This is a genomic window from Sphingopyxis fribergensis, from assembly GCF_000803645.1.
In the GTDB taxonomy this organism is placed as follows: Bacteria; Pseudomonadota; Alphaproteobacteria; order Sphingomonadales; family Sphingomonadaceae; genus Sphingopyxis; species Sphingopyxis fribergensis.
Genome location: NZ_CP009122.1, coordinates 761,777 through 778,862 on the forward strand (window position 1 = coordinate 761,777; position 17,086 = coordinate 778,862).

The 17,086-nt window shown below is 64.5% G+C and carries 15 protein-coding genes and 1 tRNA gene; 9 read left to right on the forward strand and 7 right to left on the reverse strand.

Features of this window, described 5'->3' with window-relative positions:
* Positions 1 to 94: 94 nt before the first annotated feature.
* Entirely contained in the window at positions 95 to 2,719 is a 2,625-nt protein-coding gene (metH, locus tag SKP52_RS03680; RefSeq protein WP_039571883.1) for a methionine synthase, read from the forward strand.
* A 93-nt stretch (positions 2,720 to 2,812) separates the two neighbouring features.
* On the forward strand, positions 2,813 to 3,772 hold the full coding sequence (locus SKP52_RS03685; RefSeq protein ID WP_081997190.1) for a right-handed parallel beta-helix repeat-containing protein: 960 nt from the start codon (positions 2,813 to 2,815) through the stop codon (positions 3,770 to 3,772).
* Here the strand turns inward: SKP52_RS03685 and SKP52_RS03690 are convergent.
* From SKP52_RS03690 to SKP52_RS03710, 5 genes are all read right to left on the reverse strand, one after another.
* Positions 3,769 to 4,275: a type III secretion system chaperone family protein gene (locus SKP52_RS03690; RefSeq protein ID WP_039571887.1), complete on the reverse strand. Its 507-nt coding sequence runs from the start codon at positions 4,273 to 4,275 to the stop codon at positions 3,769 to 3,771. The two genes, SKP52_RS03685 and SKP52_RS03690, sit on opposite strands and share 4 nt — an antisense overlap.
* 100 nt (positions 4,276 to 4,375) lie before the next feature.
* Positions 4,376 to 4,732 (reverse strand): accessory factor UbiK family protein, encoded by a 357-nt coding sequence (locus SKP52_RS03695; protein ID WP_039571888.1) that lies wholly within the window; start codon positions 4,730 to 4,732, stop codon positions 4,376 to 4,378.
* A 36-nt stretch (positions 4,733 to 4,768) separates the two neighbouring features.
* A complete protein-coding gene (locus tag SKP52_RS03700) occupies positions 4,769 to 5,320 on the reverse strand; it encodes a TspO/MBR family protein (protein WP_039571890.1) in 552 nt (183 codons plus the stop codon).
* Between the two features lie 61 nt (positions 5,321 to 5,381).
* Positions 5,382 to 6,122 (reverse strand): TlyA family RNA methyltransferase, encoded by a 741-nt coding sequence (locus SKP52_RS03705; RefSeq protein ID WP_039571892.1) that lies wholly within the window; start codon positions 6,120 to 6,122, stop codon positions 5,382 to 5,384.
* Positions 6,122 to 8,185 carry a protein-disulfide reductase DsbD family protein gene (locus SKP52_RS03710; protein WP_039571895.1) on the reverse strand — a complete coding sequence of 688 codons (2,064 nt, stop codon included), beginning with the start codon at positions 8,183 to 8,185 and terminating at the stop codon, positions 6,122 to 6,124. The genes SKP52_RS03705 and SKP52_RS03710 overlap by 1 nt, the downstream gene beginning before the upstream one ends.
* A 101-nt stretch (positions 8,186 to 8,286) precedes the next feature.
* On the opposite strand from SKP52_RS03710, the gene SKP52_RS03715 reads away from it, so the two are divergent.
* Both SKP52_RS03715 and SKP52_RS03720 read left to right on the forward strand, forming a co-directional pair.
* Entirely contained in the window at positions 8,287 to 9,954 is a 1,668-nt protein-coding gene (locus tag SKP52_RS03715; RefSeq protein ID WP_228383810.1) for an alkaline phosphatase family protein, read from the forward strand.
* Positions 9,955 to 9,972: 18 nt separating this feature from the next.
* On the forward strand, positions 9,973 to 10,803 hold the full coding sequence (locus SKP52_RS03720; RefSeq protein ID WP_039571898.1) for a pyrroline-5-carboxylate reductase family protein: 831 nt from the start codon (positions 9,973 to 9,975) through the stop codon (positions 10,801 to 10,803).
* Here the strand turns inward: SKP52_RS03720 and SKP52_RS03725 are convergent.
* Positions 10,800 to 11,312: a MarR family winged helix-turn-helix transcriptional regulator gene (locus SKP52_RS03725; protein ID WP_039571902.1), complete on the reverse strand. Its 513-nt coding sequence runs from the start codon at positions 11,310 to 11,312 to the stop codon at positions 10,800 to 10,802. The two genes, SKP52_RS03720 and SKP52_RS03725, sit on opposite strands and share 4 nt — an antisense overlap.
* A 77-nt stretch (positions 11,313 to 11,389) precedes the next feature.
* Here SKP52_RS03725 and SKP52_RS03730 point away from each other — a divergent pair, with 77 nt between their 5' ends.
* The 3 genes from SKP52_RS03730 (at position 11,390) to SKP52_RS03740 (ending at position 14,144) form a co-directional block, all read left to right on the forward strand.
* A complete protein-coding gene (locus tag SKP52_RS03730; RefSeq protein ID WP_039571907.1) occupies positions 11,390 to 12,475 on the forward strand; it encodes a branched-chain amino acid aminotransferase in 1,086 nt (361 codons plus the stop codon).
* Positions 12,476 to 12,530: 55 nt separating this feature from the next.
* Positions 12,531 to 12,605, forward strand: a tRNA-Gln gene (locus tag SKP52_RS03735).
* Positions 12,606 to 12,878: 273 nt separating this feature from the next.
* Positions 12,879 to 14,144: a cation:proton antiporter gene (locus tag SKP52_RS03740; protein ID WP_039571910.1), complete on the forward strand. Its 1,266-nt coding sequence runs from the start codon at positions 12,879 to 12,881 to the stop codon at positions 14,142 to 14,144.
* A 184-nt stretch (positions 14,145 to 14,328) separates the two neighbouring features.
* On the opposite strand, the gene SKP52_RS03745 is transcribed toward SKP52_RS03740, so the two are convergent.
* Positions 14,329 to 14,820 carry a DUF983 domain-containing protein gene (locus tag SKP52_RS03745; RefSeq protein ID WP_039571913.1) on the reverse strand — a complete coding sequence of 164 codons (492 nt, stop codon included), beginning with the start codon at positions 14,818 to 14,820 and terminating at the stop codon, positions 14,329 to 14,331.
* 128 nt (positions 14,821 to 14,948) lie between these two features.
* Here SKP52_RS03745 and SKP52_RS03750 point away from each other — a divergent pair, with 128 nt between their 5' ends.
* Complete coding sequence (locus SKP52_RS03750; RefSeq protein ID WP_039571916.1) at positions 14,949 to 15,269, forward strand: helix-turn-helix domain-containing protein; 321 nt, start codon at positions 14,949 to 14,951, stop codon at positions 15,267 to 15,269.
* On the forward strand, positions 15,266 to 16,918 hold the full coding sequence (locus tag SKP52_RS03755; protein WP_039571920.1) for a SulP family inorganic anion transporter: 1,653 nt from the start codon (positions 15,266 to 15,268) through the stop codon (positions 16,916 to 16,918). The genes SKP52_RS03750 and SKP52_RS03755 overlap by 4 nt, the downstream gene beginning before the upstream one ends.
* Positions 16,919 to 17,086 lie beyond the last annotated feature (168 nt).

Consider the following 17,086-nt stretch of genomic DNA (forward strand, 5'->3'; position numbering starts at 1 on the left):
TTAGGGGAGGGCCTGTTCCTTCCCGCGCCGACCGAATATTTGCCAGACCCTCCCCCGACCCCTCCCGCAAGCGGGAGGGGAGAAGAAGAGCCCAATGACCGAAACAACCGCCGCCTCCTCCAGCTTCGTCAACATCGGCGAGCGCACGAACGTCACCGGATCGGCAGCGTTCAAGAAGCTGATCCTCGCCGACGACTATACCGCGGCGGTCGAGGTCGCGCGGCAGCAGGTCGAGAATGGCGCGCAGGTCATCGACGTCAACATGGACGAAGGCCTGCTCGACGCCGAATATGCGATGACGACCTTCCTGAAGCTCATCGCCGCCGAACCCGACATCGCGCGCATCCCGGTGATGATCGACAGCTCGAAATGGAGCGTGATCGAGGCGGGGCTTAAATGCGTGCCGGGCAAGCCGATCGTCAATTCGATCAGCATGAAGGAAGGCGAGGAGCCCTTCCTCGAACATGCGCGCAAATGCATGGCCTATGGCGCGGCGGTCGTGGTGATGGCGTTCGACGAGGTCGGGCAGGCCGACACCAAGGAGCGCAAGATCGAGATTTGCGAGCGCGCCTACAAGCTGCTCACCGGCATCGGCTTCCCGCCCGAGGATATCATCTTTGACCCCAATGTCTTCGCGGTCGCGACGGGGCTCGAAGAGCATGACAATTATGCCGTCGATTTCATCGAGGCGGTGAAGGAAATCCGCGTGCGCTGTCCGCACGTCCATTTCTCGGGCGGCCTGTCGAACCTGTCCTTCGGTTTTCGCGGCAACGAGGTCGTGCGCCGTGCGATGCACAGCGTCTTCCTTTATTATGCGATCCCTGCCGGGCTCGACATGGCGATCGTCAATGCGGGGCAGCTCGACGTCTATGACACGATCGACCCGGAACTGCGGCAAGCGGTCGAGGATGTCGTGCTCAACCGCAAGGTCGAAGGCGAGGCGGAGAGCCCGACTGAGCGGCTGATCGCGCTCGCCGAACGCTATAAGGGCAGCAACCCCGCCCAGGAAAAGGCCGCCGAGGAATGGCGCGGCTGGCCGGTCGCCAAGCGGCTCGAACATGCGCTGGTCAAGGGCATCGACGCCTATGTCGTCGACGATACCGAAGAGATGCGCCTGCTGCTGCCGCGCCCGATCGAGGTCATCGAAGGGCCGCTGATGGACGGAATGAACGTCGTCGGCGACCTGTTCGGGTCGGGCAAGATGTTCCTGCCGCAGGTCGTCAAATCGGCGCGCGTGATGAAAAAGGCGGTCGCGCACCTGCTGCCCTTTATCGAGGCGGCGAAGGAACCCGGTGCCAAGGGCAAGGGCAAGGTCGTGATGGCAACCGTGAAGGGTGACGTCCACGATATCGGCAAGAATATCGTCGGCGTGGTGCTCCAGTGCAACGGGTTCGAGATCGTCGACCTCGGCGTGATGGTGCCGTGGAGCAAGATCCTCGAGGCGGCGAACGAGAATGACGCCGACATGATCGGCCTCTCGGGGCTGATCACACCGTCGCTCGACGAGATGGTGACGGTTGCCGAGGAAATGCAGCGCGCCGGCATGACGATGCCGCTGCTGATCGGCGGCGCGACGACGTCGAAGGTCCACACCGCGCTCCGCATCGATCCCGCCTATCAGGGGCCGGTTCTGCATGTGCTCGACGCCAGCCGCGCGGTCGGCGTCGCGACGTCGCTCGTCAGCGACACCGGGCGCGAAGCCTATGTGAAAGGCTATAAGGACGATTATGCCCATGTCCGCGACGTGCGCGCGGGCAAGGGGCAGAGCGTCCTCCACACCCTCGAAGAAGCGCGCGCAAATTTTTACGACGCCTATCTCAGCGACAAGCCCGCGCCGCCGCTGCAGCCCGGACTGCATCGGTTCGACGACTGGTCGCTCGAAGATTTGCGCGAATGCATCGACTGGACGCCCTTTTTTCGCGCGTGGGAATTGCACGGCACCTGGCCGTCGATCATGGAAGACGAGGTGGTCGGCGAAACGGCGCAGGCATTGAAGGCCGACGCCGACGCGATGCTCGACAAGCTGATCGCCGAAAAATGGCTGACAGCGCGGGGCGTTTGCGCCCTCTGGCCGTGCGCGCGCGATGGCGACAGTGTCACCATCCATCTGGCCGACGAAGAACGCCATGTGACGCTGCCCTTCCTGCGCCAGCAGATCAAGAAAAGCCGCGACCGCGCCAATATGTGCCTCGCCGACTTCATCGATCCGGCGGGTGACTGGATGGGCGGCTTCGCGGTCGGCATCCACGGCATCGAGCCGCATTCGGAACGCTTCCGCGCCGACAAGGATGATTATTCGGATATCCTGCTGAAGGCGCTCGCCGATCGCTTTGCCGAGGCGTTCGCCGAGCGGCTGCACCAGCATGTCCGCACCACGCTATGGGGCTATGCGCCGGGCGAACAGCTCACCAACGAGGCGCTGATCAAGGAGGAATATCGCGGTATCCGTCCGGCTCCCGGCTATCCCGCCTGTCCCGACCACAGCCTGAAGCCGATCCTGTTCGATCTGCTCGCGGCGGGCGACAATGCCGGACTGGTGCTGACCGAAAGCTTTGCGATGCTGCCCACCGCGGCCGTCAGCGGCTTCTATTTCGGGCATCCGGAAAGCCAGTATTTCGGCGTCGCGCGGATCGGCAGCGACCAGCTCGAAGATTATGCGGCGCGGCGCGGCGTTGATATCGAAACCGCGACGCGCTGGCTGCGCCCGAACCTCGATTAACCCGCATCGGCGCGCCTGTCCGATAAGGGGACAGGCGTGCGGTTAACCAGCTTCGCGAACGACGGGCGCGCCAAAAGCCGCTATGGGCGGCGCATGTTCATGGCAATTCTCCGTCGGCCCATGTTGCCGCTGCTCGCCCTTCCGCTGCTCCTCGCGCCGGCGCCGCTGCCCGCGCAGACCGGCGCTGCACCGTACAGCGTCGACGGCCGTGGCTTTAACCGGCTTCAGGAAGCGGTCGACGCGATCGGCGACGGCGAGGGGACGATCCGCGTCGCGCCCGGCTATCACCGCGACTGCGCGGTGCAGACGGCGGGGCGCATCGCCTTCGCCGCCGCCGAGCCGGGCCGTGCGATCTTCGACGGCGTGACCTGCGAGGGCAAGGCGACCTTGGTGCTGCGCGGCAACGGCGCAAAGGTCGACGGAATCGTTTTCCAGAATTTGCGCGTGCCCGACGGCAATGGCGCAGGCATCCGCCTCGAACGCAGCAATCTCGATATCGTCAACAGCATGTTCCGCAACAGCGAGGAGGGAATTCTCACCGGCGACGATGCCGCGGCGACGTTGACGATCTCCCGTTCGACCTTCTCGCGCCTCGGCCGCTGCGACCGTGGGCTCAGCTGCGCGCACAGCGTCTACACCGGCGCCTATGGCCGTGTAATCGTCACGAACACACGCTTCGAAAAAGGCAGCGGCGGCCATTATCTCAAGACGCGTTCGCCGCAGGTCGAGATCAGCGACAACAGCTTCGATGACACGCAGGGCAAGGGAACCAATTATCTGATCGACCTGCCCGCGGGATCGGTCGGCCGCGTCACGAACAACCTGCTTATCCAGGGCCGCGACAAGGAAAATTATGCAGTGCTGATCGCGGTCGCCGCCGAGGCGCGCGACAATTCGTCACGCGGACTGGTTATCACCGGCAATCGCGCCAGCGTGCCGCAAGGCCTGGACCGCAAGACGATCTTCGTCGCGGACTGGAGCGGCGAGCCGCTTGCGATCGGGCCGAACGAGATCGGCCCGGGACTGACGCGCTTTGAAAAAATCTCGGATTAGGCTTCGCCGCGCGTTTCGATGAGCGAGGCCGCGAGCGCCTCGGCAGGCGATTTGCCGCCCCACAGCACGAACTGGAACACCGGGTAAAAGCGCTCGCACTCGTCGATCGCGCTTTCGATCAGCGTTTCGGTCATGTCGAGCGGCAGCGACGCGTCGGCACCGAGCAGCATGCCGTGGCGGAACAGGATCGTGCCGCTGTTCGACCACAGCTCGAAATGGCCGAGCCACAATTGCTCGTTGATCAGCGCCAGCGCCTCGTGCGCGGCGGCGCGCTTGTCCTCGACGACGCGAATGTCGGGGAAGGCAAGAAGCTGGATCACGCCGTCGTCGGCGCGCCACACCGCGCGCAGTTCATAGGTCGTCCAGCTGCCCTGCGCGGTCGCGACGATCTCATCCTCGCCGACCATCTCGTGCGGCCAGTCGTGCGCGGCAAAGTAAGATGCCAGCATCTCCATCGGTGCAGCGTCCTGGCCGTCGTCGTCGTCGTAAATATCGTCACTCATGCGCGCGCCTTAACCCGGATGGTGCGGCGACGCGAGTCCGCTACCCTCACCATCCGGGGAATATATTGTGCGTAACCTGCCAAAAGCGCGCCCGCGCGCCTTAGCTCTTCGGCTTGCGCGCCGCAGGCTTGGCAGCGGGTTTAGCGGCTTGCTTCGCAGCGACCGGCTTTGCCGCAGCCTTTGGCGCCGCAGCGGTCTTGGGAGCAGCCGCGGGCTTCGCCACGCCTTCCAGCTTGTCGAGCCGCGCCTTCAGCGCTTCGGCTTCGGCACGCGCCGTGGCGGCCATTTTCTTCACCGCCTCGAATTCCTCGCGGCTGACGAAATCCATGCGGCCGACCCATTCCTTGGCGCGGTCGCGCATCGCGGACTCGGCTTCGCGGCCGGCGCCAGCAACGGTTCCGGCAATGCCGTTCACCATCTTGGCGAGGTCGTCGAAAAAGCGGTTTTCGCTCTGCATGTCTCAATTCCTCCGTCGGGGTCTGTCCCCTTGCCACTATCTTATTTGGGTGCTGGCGGCGGCGGGGACAAGGGTTTCGGCATCGGGATTGCGCTGATCGATCTGGAAATTGAGGATCGCGGCAAAGCTGAGCCAGATCATATAAGGGACGAGCAGCCACGCCGCGGCCTTGCGGATCGGCGCAAAGGCAAAGGCGGTGGCAACCGTCACCATCAGGATGAAGATGATCACATAGAGCGCGGTCGTCACCTGATGCTGCCCGAAGAACAGCGGCGACCAGGCGAAATTGGCGATCAGCTGGACGAAGAAGAGCACCAGCGCAAAACCGCGCCCCTTCGCGCCGCGCGCGTGCAGGATCATCGCCAGCGAAAGGCCGAGCATGATGTAGAGGATCGGCCAGACCACCGCGAACACCCAGCCCGGCGGCGTGATCGACGGCAGGTCGAGCGCCGCGAACCAGCGATTGTCATAACCGCTGTTCGATAGCACGCCCATCAGGCTGCCGATCAGGACGATCGCCGGCACGGTGACGAGCGCCCAGCGCATATAGGACATGCGAAGCTGCCCCGGCGTTGCTATTTCGGTCATGCCCGCATTATCCCCCACACGCGAATCCGTTGCATCGGTGTCGCGATTGTGCGGCGCAGCGTCAAGCGGCTCGCTTCACCGCAGCGATCAGAAATTCCACATTTCCTTCGGGGCCGGTGATTGGGCTCTCGACAAGGTCGATAATGTCCCAGCCTTCGCCGGTCAGCCAGCCTCGCACTTCGGCGCAAACACGGGCGTGCACTGCTGCATCGCGCACAACGCCTTTCTTGCCGACCTCGTGGCGTTCGGCCTCGAACTGCGGCTTGATCAGCGCAACCATGCGCGCGCCGTCTTTCGCGAATGACATCGGCACGGGCAGAACCTTCGAGAGAGCGATGAAGCTCGCGTCGCAGACGATCAGGTCGATCGGTTCGGGAATATGTGCGGGCGTCAGGATGCGCGCGCTCGTTTGTTCGTGGACGATGACGCGTTCGTCCTGCCGCAGCTTCCACGCGAGCTGGTTGGTGCCCGAATCCACCGCGTAGATGCGCACCGCACCGCGGCTGAGCAGCACGTCGGTAAAGCCGCCCGTCGACGATCCGACGTCGATCGCGACCGCGCCCGTCACATCCCAGCCGAGGTGCGACAGGGCATGGTCGAGCTTGATGCCCCCGCGCGAGACCCAAGGATGGTCGCGGCCCTTGACGCTGATCTCGGCATCTGCCGCGACCTGCTGCCCCGCCTTGTCGATCTTGCGATCGCCGACGAAGGCGAGACCGGCAAGAATCAGCGCCTGCGCGCGCGTCCGGCTTTCGGCGAGACCGCGGTCGACGAGCAGCTGGTCGGCACGCTGCTTTGCCATCAGGGCTTGGCCTTGTCGGTAAGCAGGCCGGGGGTGAGGATCTGTGGCAGGATTTCTGGCTTCGCGGCGCCCGGCGCATACCAGAGATAGAGCGGCACGCTGTTGCGGCCATGCTCGGCAAGTGTGCGGGTGATGACCGGATCGCCGTTGGTCCAATCGCCGACGAGTGTTACGACGCCCGCCTTGTCGAATGCGGCCTGCACCGCCTCACGGTTGATCGCGCCTGCCTCGTTCGCCTTGCACGACAGGCACCAGTCGGCGGTGAAATAGACGAAGACGGGCTTGCCGGTGGCGCGTGCTTTGGCGAGCGCGTCGAGGGAGAAGGTCGATCCGGTGGCGTCGGCGGTGCGTTCTGTCTCGGCGACTTCGGTCACTGTGCTCGCGAGGCTGGCTATGAAGAGAAAGCCGGAGACGACGAGCGGCCACGATCGACGGTCGCCTCGCTGAATTGCGCCATAATGGGTGAGCAGGACGAGTGCCATCGCGGCTGCGAAGATCGGCGAGAGAAGCTGTTCTCCGCTGCCGAGTTGCCGCCACAGCAGCCACGCCAGCGCAAGCGTGGTGAGCCCCATCGGAAGGGCCATCCACTTGCGGAAGCGGTCCATCCACGGTCCCGGCTTCGGAAGCCGATTGCGCAGCGCGGGCACAAAGCCGATCGCGAGGAAGGGCAGCGCGAGCCCCAACCCGAGCCCGCCGAAGATCGGCAGCGCCGCCCACGCTGGCAGCACCAGCGTCGCGCCAAGCGCTGCGCCCAACAGGGGGCCGCTGCACGGTGTTGCGACAAAGGCTGCGAGCGCGCCGGTCCAGAAGCCGCCCGCCGCACCGCCCTTGTCGGCCAGCGCCTGTCCGCCGCCGAACGATGGCAATTCGTAAGCGCCGAGCAGGTTCAATGTGATCGCGAGCGCGAGGATCAGCAGCGCGAGGACGCTCAACGGATGCTGGAGCTGGAATGCCCAACCGACCTGCTGGCCAACGGCGCGGAGCGCGAGCAGCGCCCCGCCGAGGAGCAGCGCGGTGACGATGGCGCCGGCGGTATAGGCGAGCGCTTCCACTTTAGCGCTTCGCGCATCGCCACCCGACCTCGCGAGGCTGAGCGCCTTAAGGCTCAGGATCGGGAAGACGCACGGCATCAAGTTTAGGATCAGCCCACCGAGGATCGCGCCACCGAGCGCGGTCCAGAACAGCTCCATATCGATGCCACCCGCTTTCCCGGCGACCGCCTCGCCTGCGGCCGGAACTGTGCCGGGGTTGAGTGTCAACGACAGCCCGCGCCCACTGCCGAGCTTCAGCAGCGCAGAAACCGGACCCTCTTTTTCGCCCTTCACGCGCGTTTCGACGATGATGTAGTCGCCGTTGCGGCTGAAACTTTGCGGCGCGGCATAGTCGACGACATTCTGCGTCTCGACGAACAGATGCGGCGCGTCGATCAAGGTGCTGGCGGGAAGCGGGATGGCAAAGCGCACCATGTCGCCTTTGCGTTCCCATGTGCCGTGGCGGTCGAGCGGCTGCGGAAGCAGCGCGCGCCAGCCGTCGAAGCGGGTGCGCTCCGCCGGCGCGATCTTGCCGTCGCCGGCCTTCAGCGTGACCGAAATCACCGCTTTTTCGGGGACGCATACCTTGTCGGTGCAGGCGAGCCAGTTCGCGACGCCCGACAAGGTTAGGTCGGTGCCCGGCGCGACGCTTTTGTCGACCTGCACCTCGGCAAGCAGAGCATAGGGATGCTCATAAACATGGTTCATCATGCCAAAGAGGATCAGCGCATCGGGCACCGGATAGCGGAAGGGGGCAATCGTCACCCCATCGGGCGCGTTCCATTCGACCGACAGGCCGAATCCAGCATCGCCGCCATTGGCCCAATAGCCATGCCATGTTTTTTCTGGCGCCATTGTCAGCGCGACCGTCGTGCCGCTGCCGGGCGCTGGCGCCGCCGACTCGGCGACCAGTTTCGGCTGGATATGCGTCGATTGTGCGTGCGCCGGACTCATGGTGACGAGCGCCAGGGCCAGCAAAGCCAGCACGGCGCGCCATCCGCGTGTCACAAAAGCCTCACTCTGCAAATTCATGGCTATGTCCGCGCCCGTTCGTCTTTCGAAGGCTTGCCATATAGGCGGCTTTCGACGAGAGGACAGCCCGCGCTGACACCCTTAGGTTGGAGAAGCCGTCCGTGAAGCTGAAATATCTGTCTACCGCCCTTGCTACCGCGCTTTGTGTTGCCGCTGCCGGAACCGGCCTTGCGCAAAATTCGGCGCCGCCGGTGCAAAAAGTTACCGCCGCGACCCCGGCGCCGAAGCTCGTCGTGATGATCGCGGTCGATCAGTTTTCAGCCGATCTCTTCGCCGAATATCGCGGCCATTTCACCGGCGGTCTTGCGCGGCTCGCGTCCGGCGTCGTTTTCCCTTCGGGCTATCAGGCGCATGGCGCGACCGAAACCTGCCCCGGCCATTCGACGATCCTGACCGGCAACCACCCGACGCACACCGGGATCATCGCCAATAATTATTTCGATCCGTCGACCGCGCGCGCCGACAAGCGCGTCTATTGCGCCGAGGATGAGACGGTCGCGGGGACGACATCGAAAAACGGCGAATATGCGCCGTCGGTGAACCATCTGCTCGTCCCGACGCTCGGCGACCTGATGAAGGCGCGCGATCCGAAGGCTCAAGTCGTATCGGTATCGGGCAAGGACCGCGCCTCGATCATGATGGGCGGGCGGCAGGCCGACGAACTCATGTGGCTCGCACCCACCGGCCTCACCAGCTATCGCGGCACGACATTGTCGCCGACCGCGCAGCAGGCCAGCACCGCGATCGCCGCCGCGATCAACCAGCCGCGCGCCGCGCTCGTGCTTCCCGCCGATTGCACGACGCATGATATCGCGATTCCGCTCGAAAAGGGCGGCTCGGTTGGCACCGGCCGCATGGCGCGCGATGCCGGCGACTTCCGCCGCTTCTTGGCCTCGCCCGAGGCCGATGGCGCGGTTCTCGCCACAGCTGCGGCGCTGCGTCAGGCGCGCAAGATGGGCGAGGGCGACAGCACCGACTTGCTCATCGTCGGCCTGTCGGCGACCGACTATATCGGCCACAGCACCGGCACCGAAGGCAGCGAAATGTGCATCCAGATGGCGGCACTCGACCGCGAACTCGGCGATTTCTTCGCGCGCCTAGATGCGACGGGCATCGACTATGTCGTTGCGCTGACCGCCGACCATGGCGGCCATGACCTGCCCGAACGCAACCGCCAGAACGCCTGGCCCGATGCGCAGCGGATCGACAAGGCGCTGAACCCCGGCGCGATCGGCAAGGAAGTCGCCGAGAAGCTAGGGCTGCCGCAGCCCATTCTCTATGGCGACGGCGACGATTATTATTTCGCGAAAACGCTGACCGCGGCGCAGCGCAAAGCCGTGCTTGCCGAGATATTGCCGCGCCTGCGCGCGCATCCGCAGGTCGAGGCGGTAGTGACGCGCGACCAGCTCGACGCGCATCCCATCTCGAAGCGTGCTCCCGATACGTGGAGCCTGCTCGACAAGCTGCGCGCCTCCTATAATCCGCAGCGGTCGGGCGATTTCATCATCGCGCTGAAGCCGCGGGTCACGCCGATTCCCGAGTCGGGCATCGGCTATGTCGCGACGCACGGGTCGGTGTGGGATTATGACCGCCGCGTGCCGATCCTCTTCTGGCGCAAGGGGCTCGCCGGTTTCGAACAGCCGAATGCGGTGATGACGGTGGATATCATGCCGACGCTCGCGTCGCTCATCAGTCTGCCCGTCGATGCGAACAAGATTGACGGCCGCTGCCTCGACCTGTTGTCGGGGCCCGAAAGCAGCTGTCGATAAAGAAGAAAAGTAGGACTTATGACGAAAGCATTGCGGAATTTCACCGGCCGGCTCCTGCTCGTGGGCTGCGGCAATATGGCGGGCGCAATGCTCGATCGCTGGCTGGCGGCGGGTCTCGACCCGGCGCTGGTCGCGATCGTCGACCCCTATGCGGCGGCGCGCGCGGGCATCGTTCCGCATGCATCGCTCGATGAATGGCAGGCCGCGGGCGGCAGCGCCGACTGGATCATGCTGGGTATGAAGCCACAGCAACTCGGCGATGTCGCGGAGATACTGGCACCGCTCGCGACGGGTGACGTTCACTTGCTGTCGATCCTCGCGGGTGTTTCGATTGCCGATCTCGCGGCACGCTTTCCCGACGCCAGGGCGCAGGTCCGCATTCTTCCCAACCTCGCCGCGCGTATCGGCGCGGGCGTGTCGGCGGTCGCAACATCGGGCCGCTCCGACGACGCGGCGATTACCGCTCTGCTCGATCCGCTCGGCCATAGAGTGACGCTTGCGGACGATTCGACGATGGATCTCGTCACCGCCTTCACCGGCAGCGGCCCCGCCTTCGTCTTCCGCCTGATCGAATCCTATGCTGCGGCTGGCGAACGGCTCGGCCTGTCGGCGGAAGACGCGTTGGCACTGGCTACCGCGACGTTCGGCGGCGCGACTGCGCTGCTCGCCGACAGCGGCGAAAAGCCCGGTGTGCTGATCGCCCAGGTCGCGAGCAAGGGCGGCACGACGCAGGCGGGGCTCGATGTGCTCGACGGCGACGGCCAGCTTGCCGCGCTGCTTACCAATGTGTTGCGCGCGGCACGTGACCGCGGGCGAGAATTGGCGGACATCGCGCGCGGCGAGGGCTAACCGGCCTCTTTGCCCAGCATCGCTATCCGGCCCCGCTCGCGCGCCGGGATCAGCGCCTCGCTGACCTGCCAAAATCCGGTCACCGCCTGTTGCCCGGCATGGGTGTAGGCGCGGCTCATCGTGTCGCGGAGCATCGTGAAGATCGCGCTCTCGGCCGCGCGGCCGGCGTCGGTCAGGCGCAGCTCCTTTGCGCGCCGGTCGCGGTTGCCGGGCCGCGTCGCCAGATAGTCGCGCGCTTCCAATTCCTTCACCACCCTGCCCAGCGACTGTTTGGTAATCCCAAGCAAGGCGAGCAAGTCTGAGATCGTCAGCCCAGGCTGCCGCGCAATGAAATAGAGCGCACGGTAATGCGCACGGCCCAGTTCCTTTTCGGCGAGCCGCGCATCGATCGCGCGCCACAGCGAAGCATGGGCGAAAAAGAGGAATTCGATGCCGCGGCGCACTTCGTCTTCGCGCAAGAAAAGAGCAGAGGCGGCGGGTACTTGTGAAAGAAAATTCTCATCCGGCATAGTCGCTACCGTTGCGCGCCGCGCCGGTCTTTGGCAAGAGGCGCGCTCCACAAACCAGCAAACACAGGTGTTTTCGCATGTCCGTTCCCGCCTTCATCCATCTGCCGCACCCCAATCTGATCGCGGACGATGTACGGGCGGCGGCGATTGCCGACCCCGTGTTCGGGCGCGTCTTCACCGATCATATGGTGTCGATCCGCTATACCGAGGGGCAGGGCTGGCACGATGCCCAGGTGATGCCGCGCGGGCCGCTGTCGCTTGATCCCGCGACCGCGGTGCTCCATTATGCGCAGGAAATCTTCGAAGGGTTAAAGGCGTATCGCCTTGACGACGGCTCGATGGCGCTGTTCCGCGTCGAGGCCAATGCCGCGCGCTTCAACGCCAGCGCGCGCCGCATGGCGATGGCCGAACTGCCCGAAGATCTGTTCATCGCGGCGGTGAAGGAAGCCGTCGCTGCCGATGCGCACTGGTTCCCGCCGGTCGACGGCGGCGCGCTGTACCTTCGCCCCTTCATGTTCGCGAGCGAGGTGTTCCTGGGTGTGAAGCCGGCCGCCGAATATCAGTTCCTCGTCATCACCTCGCCGGTCGGCAATTATTTCAAGTCGGGCGCCCCCGCGATCTCGCTATGGGTGTCGGAGGACTATACCCGCGCCGCGCCCGGCGGCACCGGCGCCGCCAAATGCGGCGGTAATTATGCTTCCAGCCTCGTCGCGCAGCGCGAAGCGATCGCCAATGGCCACGACCAGGTCGTCTTCCTCGACGCCGCAGAGCATCGCTGGATCGAGGAACTGGGCGGCATGAACATGTTCTTCGTCTTCGACGACGGCAGCATCGTGACCCCGCCGCTGACCGGCACGATCCTGCCGGGCATCACGCGCGATACGATCATCACGCTGGCGCGCGACGCCGGGCTGACGGTGCGCGAGGAGCCCTATGCGATCGACCAGTGGCAGGCCGATGCGGAAAGCGGCAAGCTGACCGAAAGCTTCGCGTGCGGTACCGCCGCGGTGGTGACCCCGGTAGGCAAGGTGACACGCGGCGAGAGCAGCTTCACGATCGGCGCGGGCGGCCCGGGGCAGGTGACGACCAAGCTCAAGGACAAGCTCGTCGACATCCAGCGCGGCCGCGCCGCCGATCCGCACGGCTGGGTGACGCGCCTCTAAGGCTGCCTTGCAATAACCGGCGGCGCGCTATAGAGCGCGCCTCGCACCGGCCCGTTGGGGCGTCGCCAAGTGGTAAGGCAGCGGCTTTTGATGCCGCCATTCGCAGGTTCGAATCCTGCCGCCCCAGCCAGCCGGTGTTATCTCCTGCAGTCATGCTGAGGGCGCGGGGTCGCCTTGGATGCGTGCCGCGCGCCCGCTGGTCCTCCATTTTTTACCAACAAGCGAATGGGGCGGCCGTTGCACCGATTGCCGTATTTCTTTCCGGCGCGCGGCCAGCGCTGTTCACTTTGCCGGCAACTCTAGCCGAATGGGTCGCAATGGCTAGAAGCTGGAGGGACCTTTGGGGAACAGTGTCGCCCCGCGTATCGTTTCCCTTTCTTCTCTCAGCGCCATTGCAGGATCAATGAACGAACAACCCTTCTTCGGTTTGAGCAGCTATCATCTGGGGATGGCGCTTGTCGGCGCTGGCATCATCGCCGCATTCTGGCTCCCCCGCTTTCTCTCCGGGCGCGAGCCCGCGGCGTCGGCGCTGTTGATCCTGTTCGGCATCGCGATGCATTGGATACTTCCCGACGTATCGCAGGCGCTGGACCCGCGCGATGCGCCGCTGTTTTGGGAGCTGGCCAGCGAGCTCGCGGTTATAGTTGCGCTGTTCGGTACGGGCATCCGGATCGACAATGTGACCGATTATCGGCGGTGGCGGCCGACGATCAGGCTTCTGGCGATCGCGATGCCGCTCACTATCGCCGCTGTCGCCTTCATGGGGTTCGCCTTTGCCGGGATGACCCTCGCCGGTGCGCTGGTTCTCGGCGCGGTGCTGGCGCCGACCGACCCGGTGCTCGCGGGCGAAGTGCAGGTCGGGCCGCCGACCGAAGGCGGCGAGCATCCAGTGCGCTTTGCACTCACCACCGAAGCGGGCCTGAACGATGGCCTTGCATTCCCCTTCGTCTATCTGGGGCTGCTCGCCGGCACGTCGGGTTTTTCGGCCGCGATGCTCGGCGAATGGCTGCTTCTCGATGTTCTTTATCGCATCACCATCGGCTGCCTCGGCGGTGCCGCTGTCGGCTGGGTGCTGGCGCGCGTCCTGTTTACCATCCCGCGTGGCAATGTCCTTGCCGACACGGCGTCCGGCGTCTTGGCGATCGCGGGGGTCCTTCTCTGTTACGGCGCAACCGAGCTTGCTGAAGGTTACGGCTTTATCGCCTGTTTCGTCGCGGGCGTCGTCCTTCGCCGGGTCGAAGCCGAGCATGAGTTCCACGGCAAGCTTCATGGCTTCAACGAAGCGATCGAACTGGCACTGACCGCGCTTCTCCTCATTCTCATCGGCGCCACCTTTCCTCGCCTCTTCGGCGAACTCGACTGGGCGCACGCAGGAATTGCGCTCGCTTTGCTGTTTGTCGTGCGGCCCCTGGCCGGCTGGATCAGCCTGCTGCGAACCGGGCCGCCGCCGGCCGATCGGCTCGTGATCGCTTTCTATGGTGTCCGGGGCATCGGCTCGATCTATTACCTTGGCTATGCGGCCAGCCATCTGGAACTGGTGAACGAGGGGCAGCTCTGGGCGACGATTGCGCTCACGATCCTGTTGTCGACCGTTGTTCACGGCTTCACCGCGGGCCCTGTCGTCGACCATATTGTAAGGCGCCGACAGGCAGGGGACATCCAGAGCTAATAAGCGAATCAATATTGTCCTAGAGAGAGCGCTCAGGATTGCATCTGAACGTCCGCGCTCCTCGCTTTCGGCACAAGAGCGGTAAGTCTCCTAACGGCCAATCTCTGCCGAGAGTCGCAGATATCTCCGACACCAAACCCCAATTCTGTCCGAAGGCGCCGCACCGCTGTATCCACGAAATGTGCTATTCGCCGTTGCCACCGTCACGCACGGCGGGCCTCTCCTTTTGGAACCCATGCATGCCGAGCCACCATTGCAGCGCGATGATCGCACCCTTCGCGGGCTGAAGGAAGGCTATCATCAGCGCGAGCATCAGCGGGACGATGATGGCGGCCAGTGCGGGCAGCGGCAGCGCTGTTTCCTGAACAAGCGCGATGATGACCGGCGCCATGATGTGGCCGGTGAGGAAGATCGACACATAGGCCGGAAAATCGTCGGCTTGCTGACGCGTCCAGTCCTGGGCGCAGTGAGGGCAGTGCGCGACTGGCTTAAGGAAGCGGGTAAATAGTCTCGCCTTGTTGCAGCGGGGGCAGCGACCTAAAATGCCGCGGACGACTGCCTCGCGGCCCGTGGCGGGGAGTGCGGGGCACGCATCTTCAGGGACATGGTCGGGCGAGGGGGGAGGCGCCTTCCTCACGATCGGCCGGTCGAAGGGCGTCTGCATGAAATCGGGCATCGGCTATGCCCGCTGCTCGCGTCTGGACGGCGCGTGATTTGATCGATTGCTTAGCATCATCCATATATACAGTATTAGATGATGGTGTTAAGATTGATAAATGATGTCTGAAACGTCAAGGAGCTGATATGATCACGTCGCAGCAGATGCGCGCCGCGCGTGCCCTTCTCGGGATCGACCAGCGGGAGCTCGCTGAACTGGCAGGCCTTTCGCTTCCGACCATCCAGCGCATGGAAGCGTCCAATGGCCAGGTTCGCGGCGTCGTCGATACGCTGGTGAAGGTGATCGGCGCGCTTGAAAGCAACGGCATCGAACTGCTTGGCGAATATTCTTCGAGCGCCGGGACGGGACGCGGTGTGCGATTGCGCGAAGCGGCTGAAACCGATCTTAAGCGGCCCGGGCGCGGGCTTCTTTCCGCCAAATTTCCGAGCCGGCCCGAAATTCGGTGAAACCCGAGGCCTATACGCCGAAGCTTCTGACGGTCTTTCGCGAGGGTTATTCCGCCGCCACCTTCCGCGCCGATGCGATCGCCGGCCTGACTGTCGCGATCGTTGCGCTACCGCTCGCCATGGCGCTCGGCATCGCCAGCGGGGCGTCGCCCGACAAGGGGCTGATTACCGCGGTCGTCGCGGGCTTCCTGATCTCGGCGCTCGGTGGATCGCGCGTCCAGGTCGGCGGGCCGACCGGCGCCTTCGTCGTCGTGATCTTCAATGTGATCGCGATCCATGGCTATGACGGGTTGCTCGTCGCCACTTTCCTCGCGGGACTTATCCTGATCATCGCCGGGGTGCTGCGGCTCGGCCAGATGATCAAATATATCCCGCATCCGGTCATGACGGGTTTCACCGCGGGCATAGCGGTCATCATCGCCTCGAGCCAGGTCAAGGATTTCCTCGGGCTTACTATCGACAAGGTGCCCGCCGATTTCCTTCCCAAATGGCAGGCTTATCTGGGGGCGTTGCCGAGTGCTAGCTGGGCCGCCATCGGCGTCGGCGTCGGCGCCCTCGCGATTATTATCTGCCTTCGCAAGCTGGCACCGCGACTTCCCGGCTTCCTGATCGCCGTGGTGGCCAGCTCGTTCGTCGTGGTGCTGTTGAAGCTTCCGATCGAAACGGTCGGCTCGCGCTTTCCGGACATGCCGGCGGGCCTGCCGATGCCGTCTTTCCCGGAGATTTCATTCGCGAAGATCACGGCCGTCCTGCCGTCGGCCTTCACCATCGCCTTTCTCGCCGGGATCGAGGCGCTGCTCTCGGCGGTTGTCGCCGACGGAATGGCCGGAACGCGGCACCGCTCGAACCAGGAACTGATCGGGCAGGGCGTTGCCAATATCGGCTCGGCGCTGTTTGGTGGTCTTCCTGCCACGGGGGCGATCGCCCGCACCGCGACCAATATCCGTTCAGGCGCGAAGACCCCCGTCGCGGGCATCCTGCACGCGGTCTTCTTGCTGCTGTTCATCCTCTTCGGCACCGACCTGATGGCCTATGTGCCGATGGCGACGCTCGCCGCGATCCTGTTCATGGTCGCTTGGGGCATGAGCGAATATCAGCGCTTCCTCGCCTTGCTCCGCATGCCGAACAGCGATCGGGCGGTGCTACTGCTCACCTTCGGGCTGACGGTGCTCGTCGACCTGACGGTCGCGATCGGTGTCGGTGTGACGCTCGCGTCGCTGCTGTTCATGGCGCGCATGGCTGAGATGGTCGAAGTGGATGGCAGTGGCAAGCGCGATACCGAACTCGATGCCGAGGATCTCGACCAGCGCGATGATTTGCCGCCGGGGGTGGAAGTGTTCCGGATAACCGGTCCCTTCTTCTTTGGCGTTGCGGGCGAATTGCTCGACACGCTGCGCCGGGTGGGGCAATCGCCGCGCGTCATCATCCTGCGCATGCGGCTCGTGCCGCTTCTCGACGCGAGCGGCGCGCAGGCGCTTGAAGAATTTGTCGAGCAGGCGCGGATCGCTGGAGCGCGGGTCATCCTGTCCGGCGTGCAACCGCAGCCCCGTTCGATGCTCGATCGCGTCGGACTTGGTGAAACGTCGGCCAAGCTCTCGCACGCGGTCGATTATGCGCGCGCGCAGTCACTCGCGGTCGAGCTGCTCTAGAAAACATGAACGCGGCGGGGGCTCCGTTGAAGCGAGGACGGGAATATTGACCATGCCCAATGTTCAAGCGCCATTCCAGCGCGGCTTGCTATGGCTTGCGTTTTCCGCGACGGCGCTCGCCGGTTTTGTCGATGCCCTCGGTTTTCTGGCGTTCGGCGGCCTGTTTCT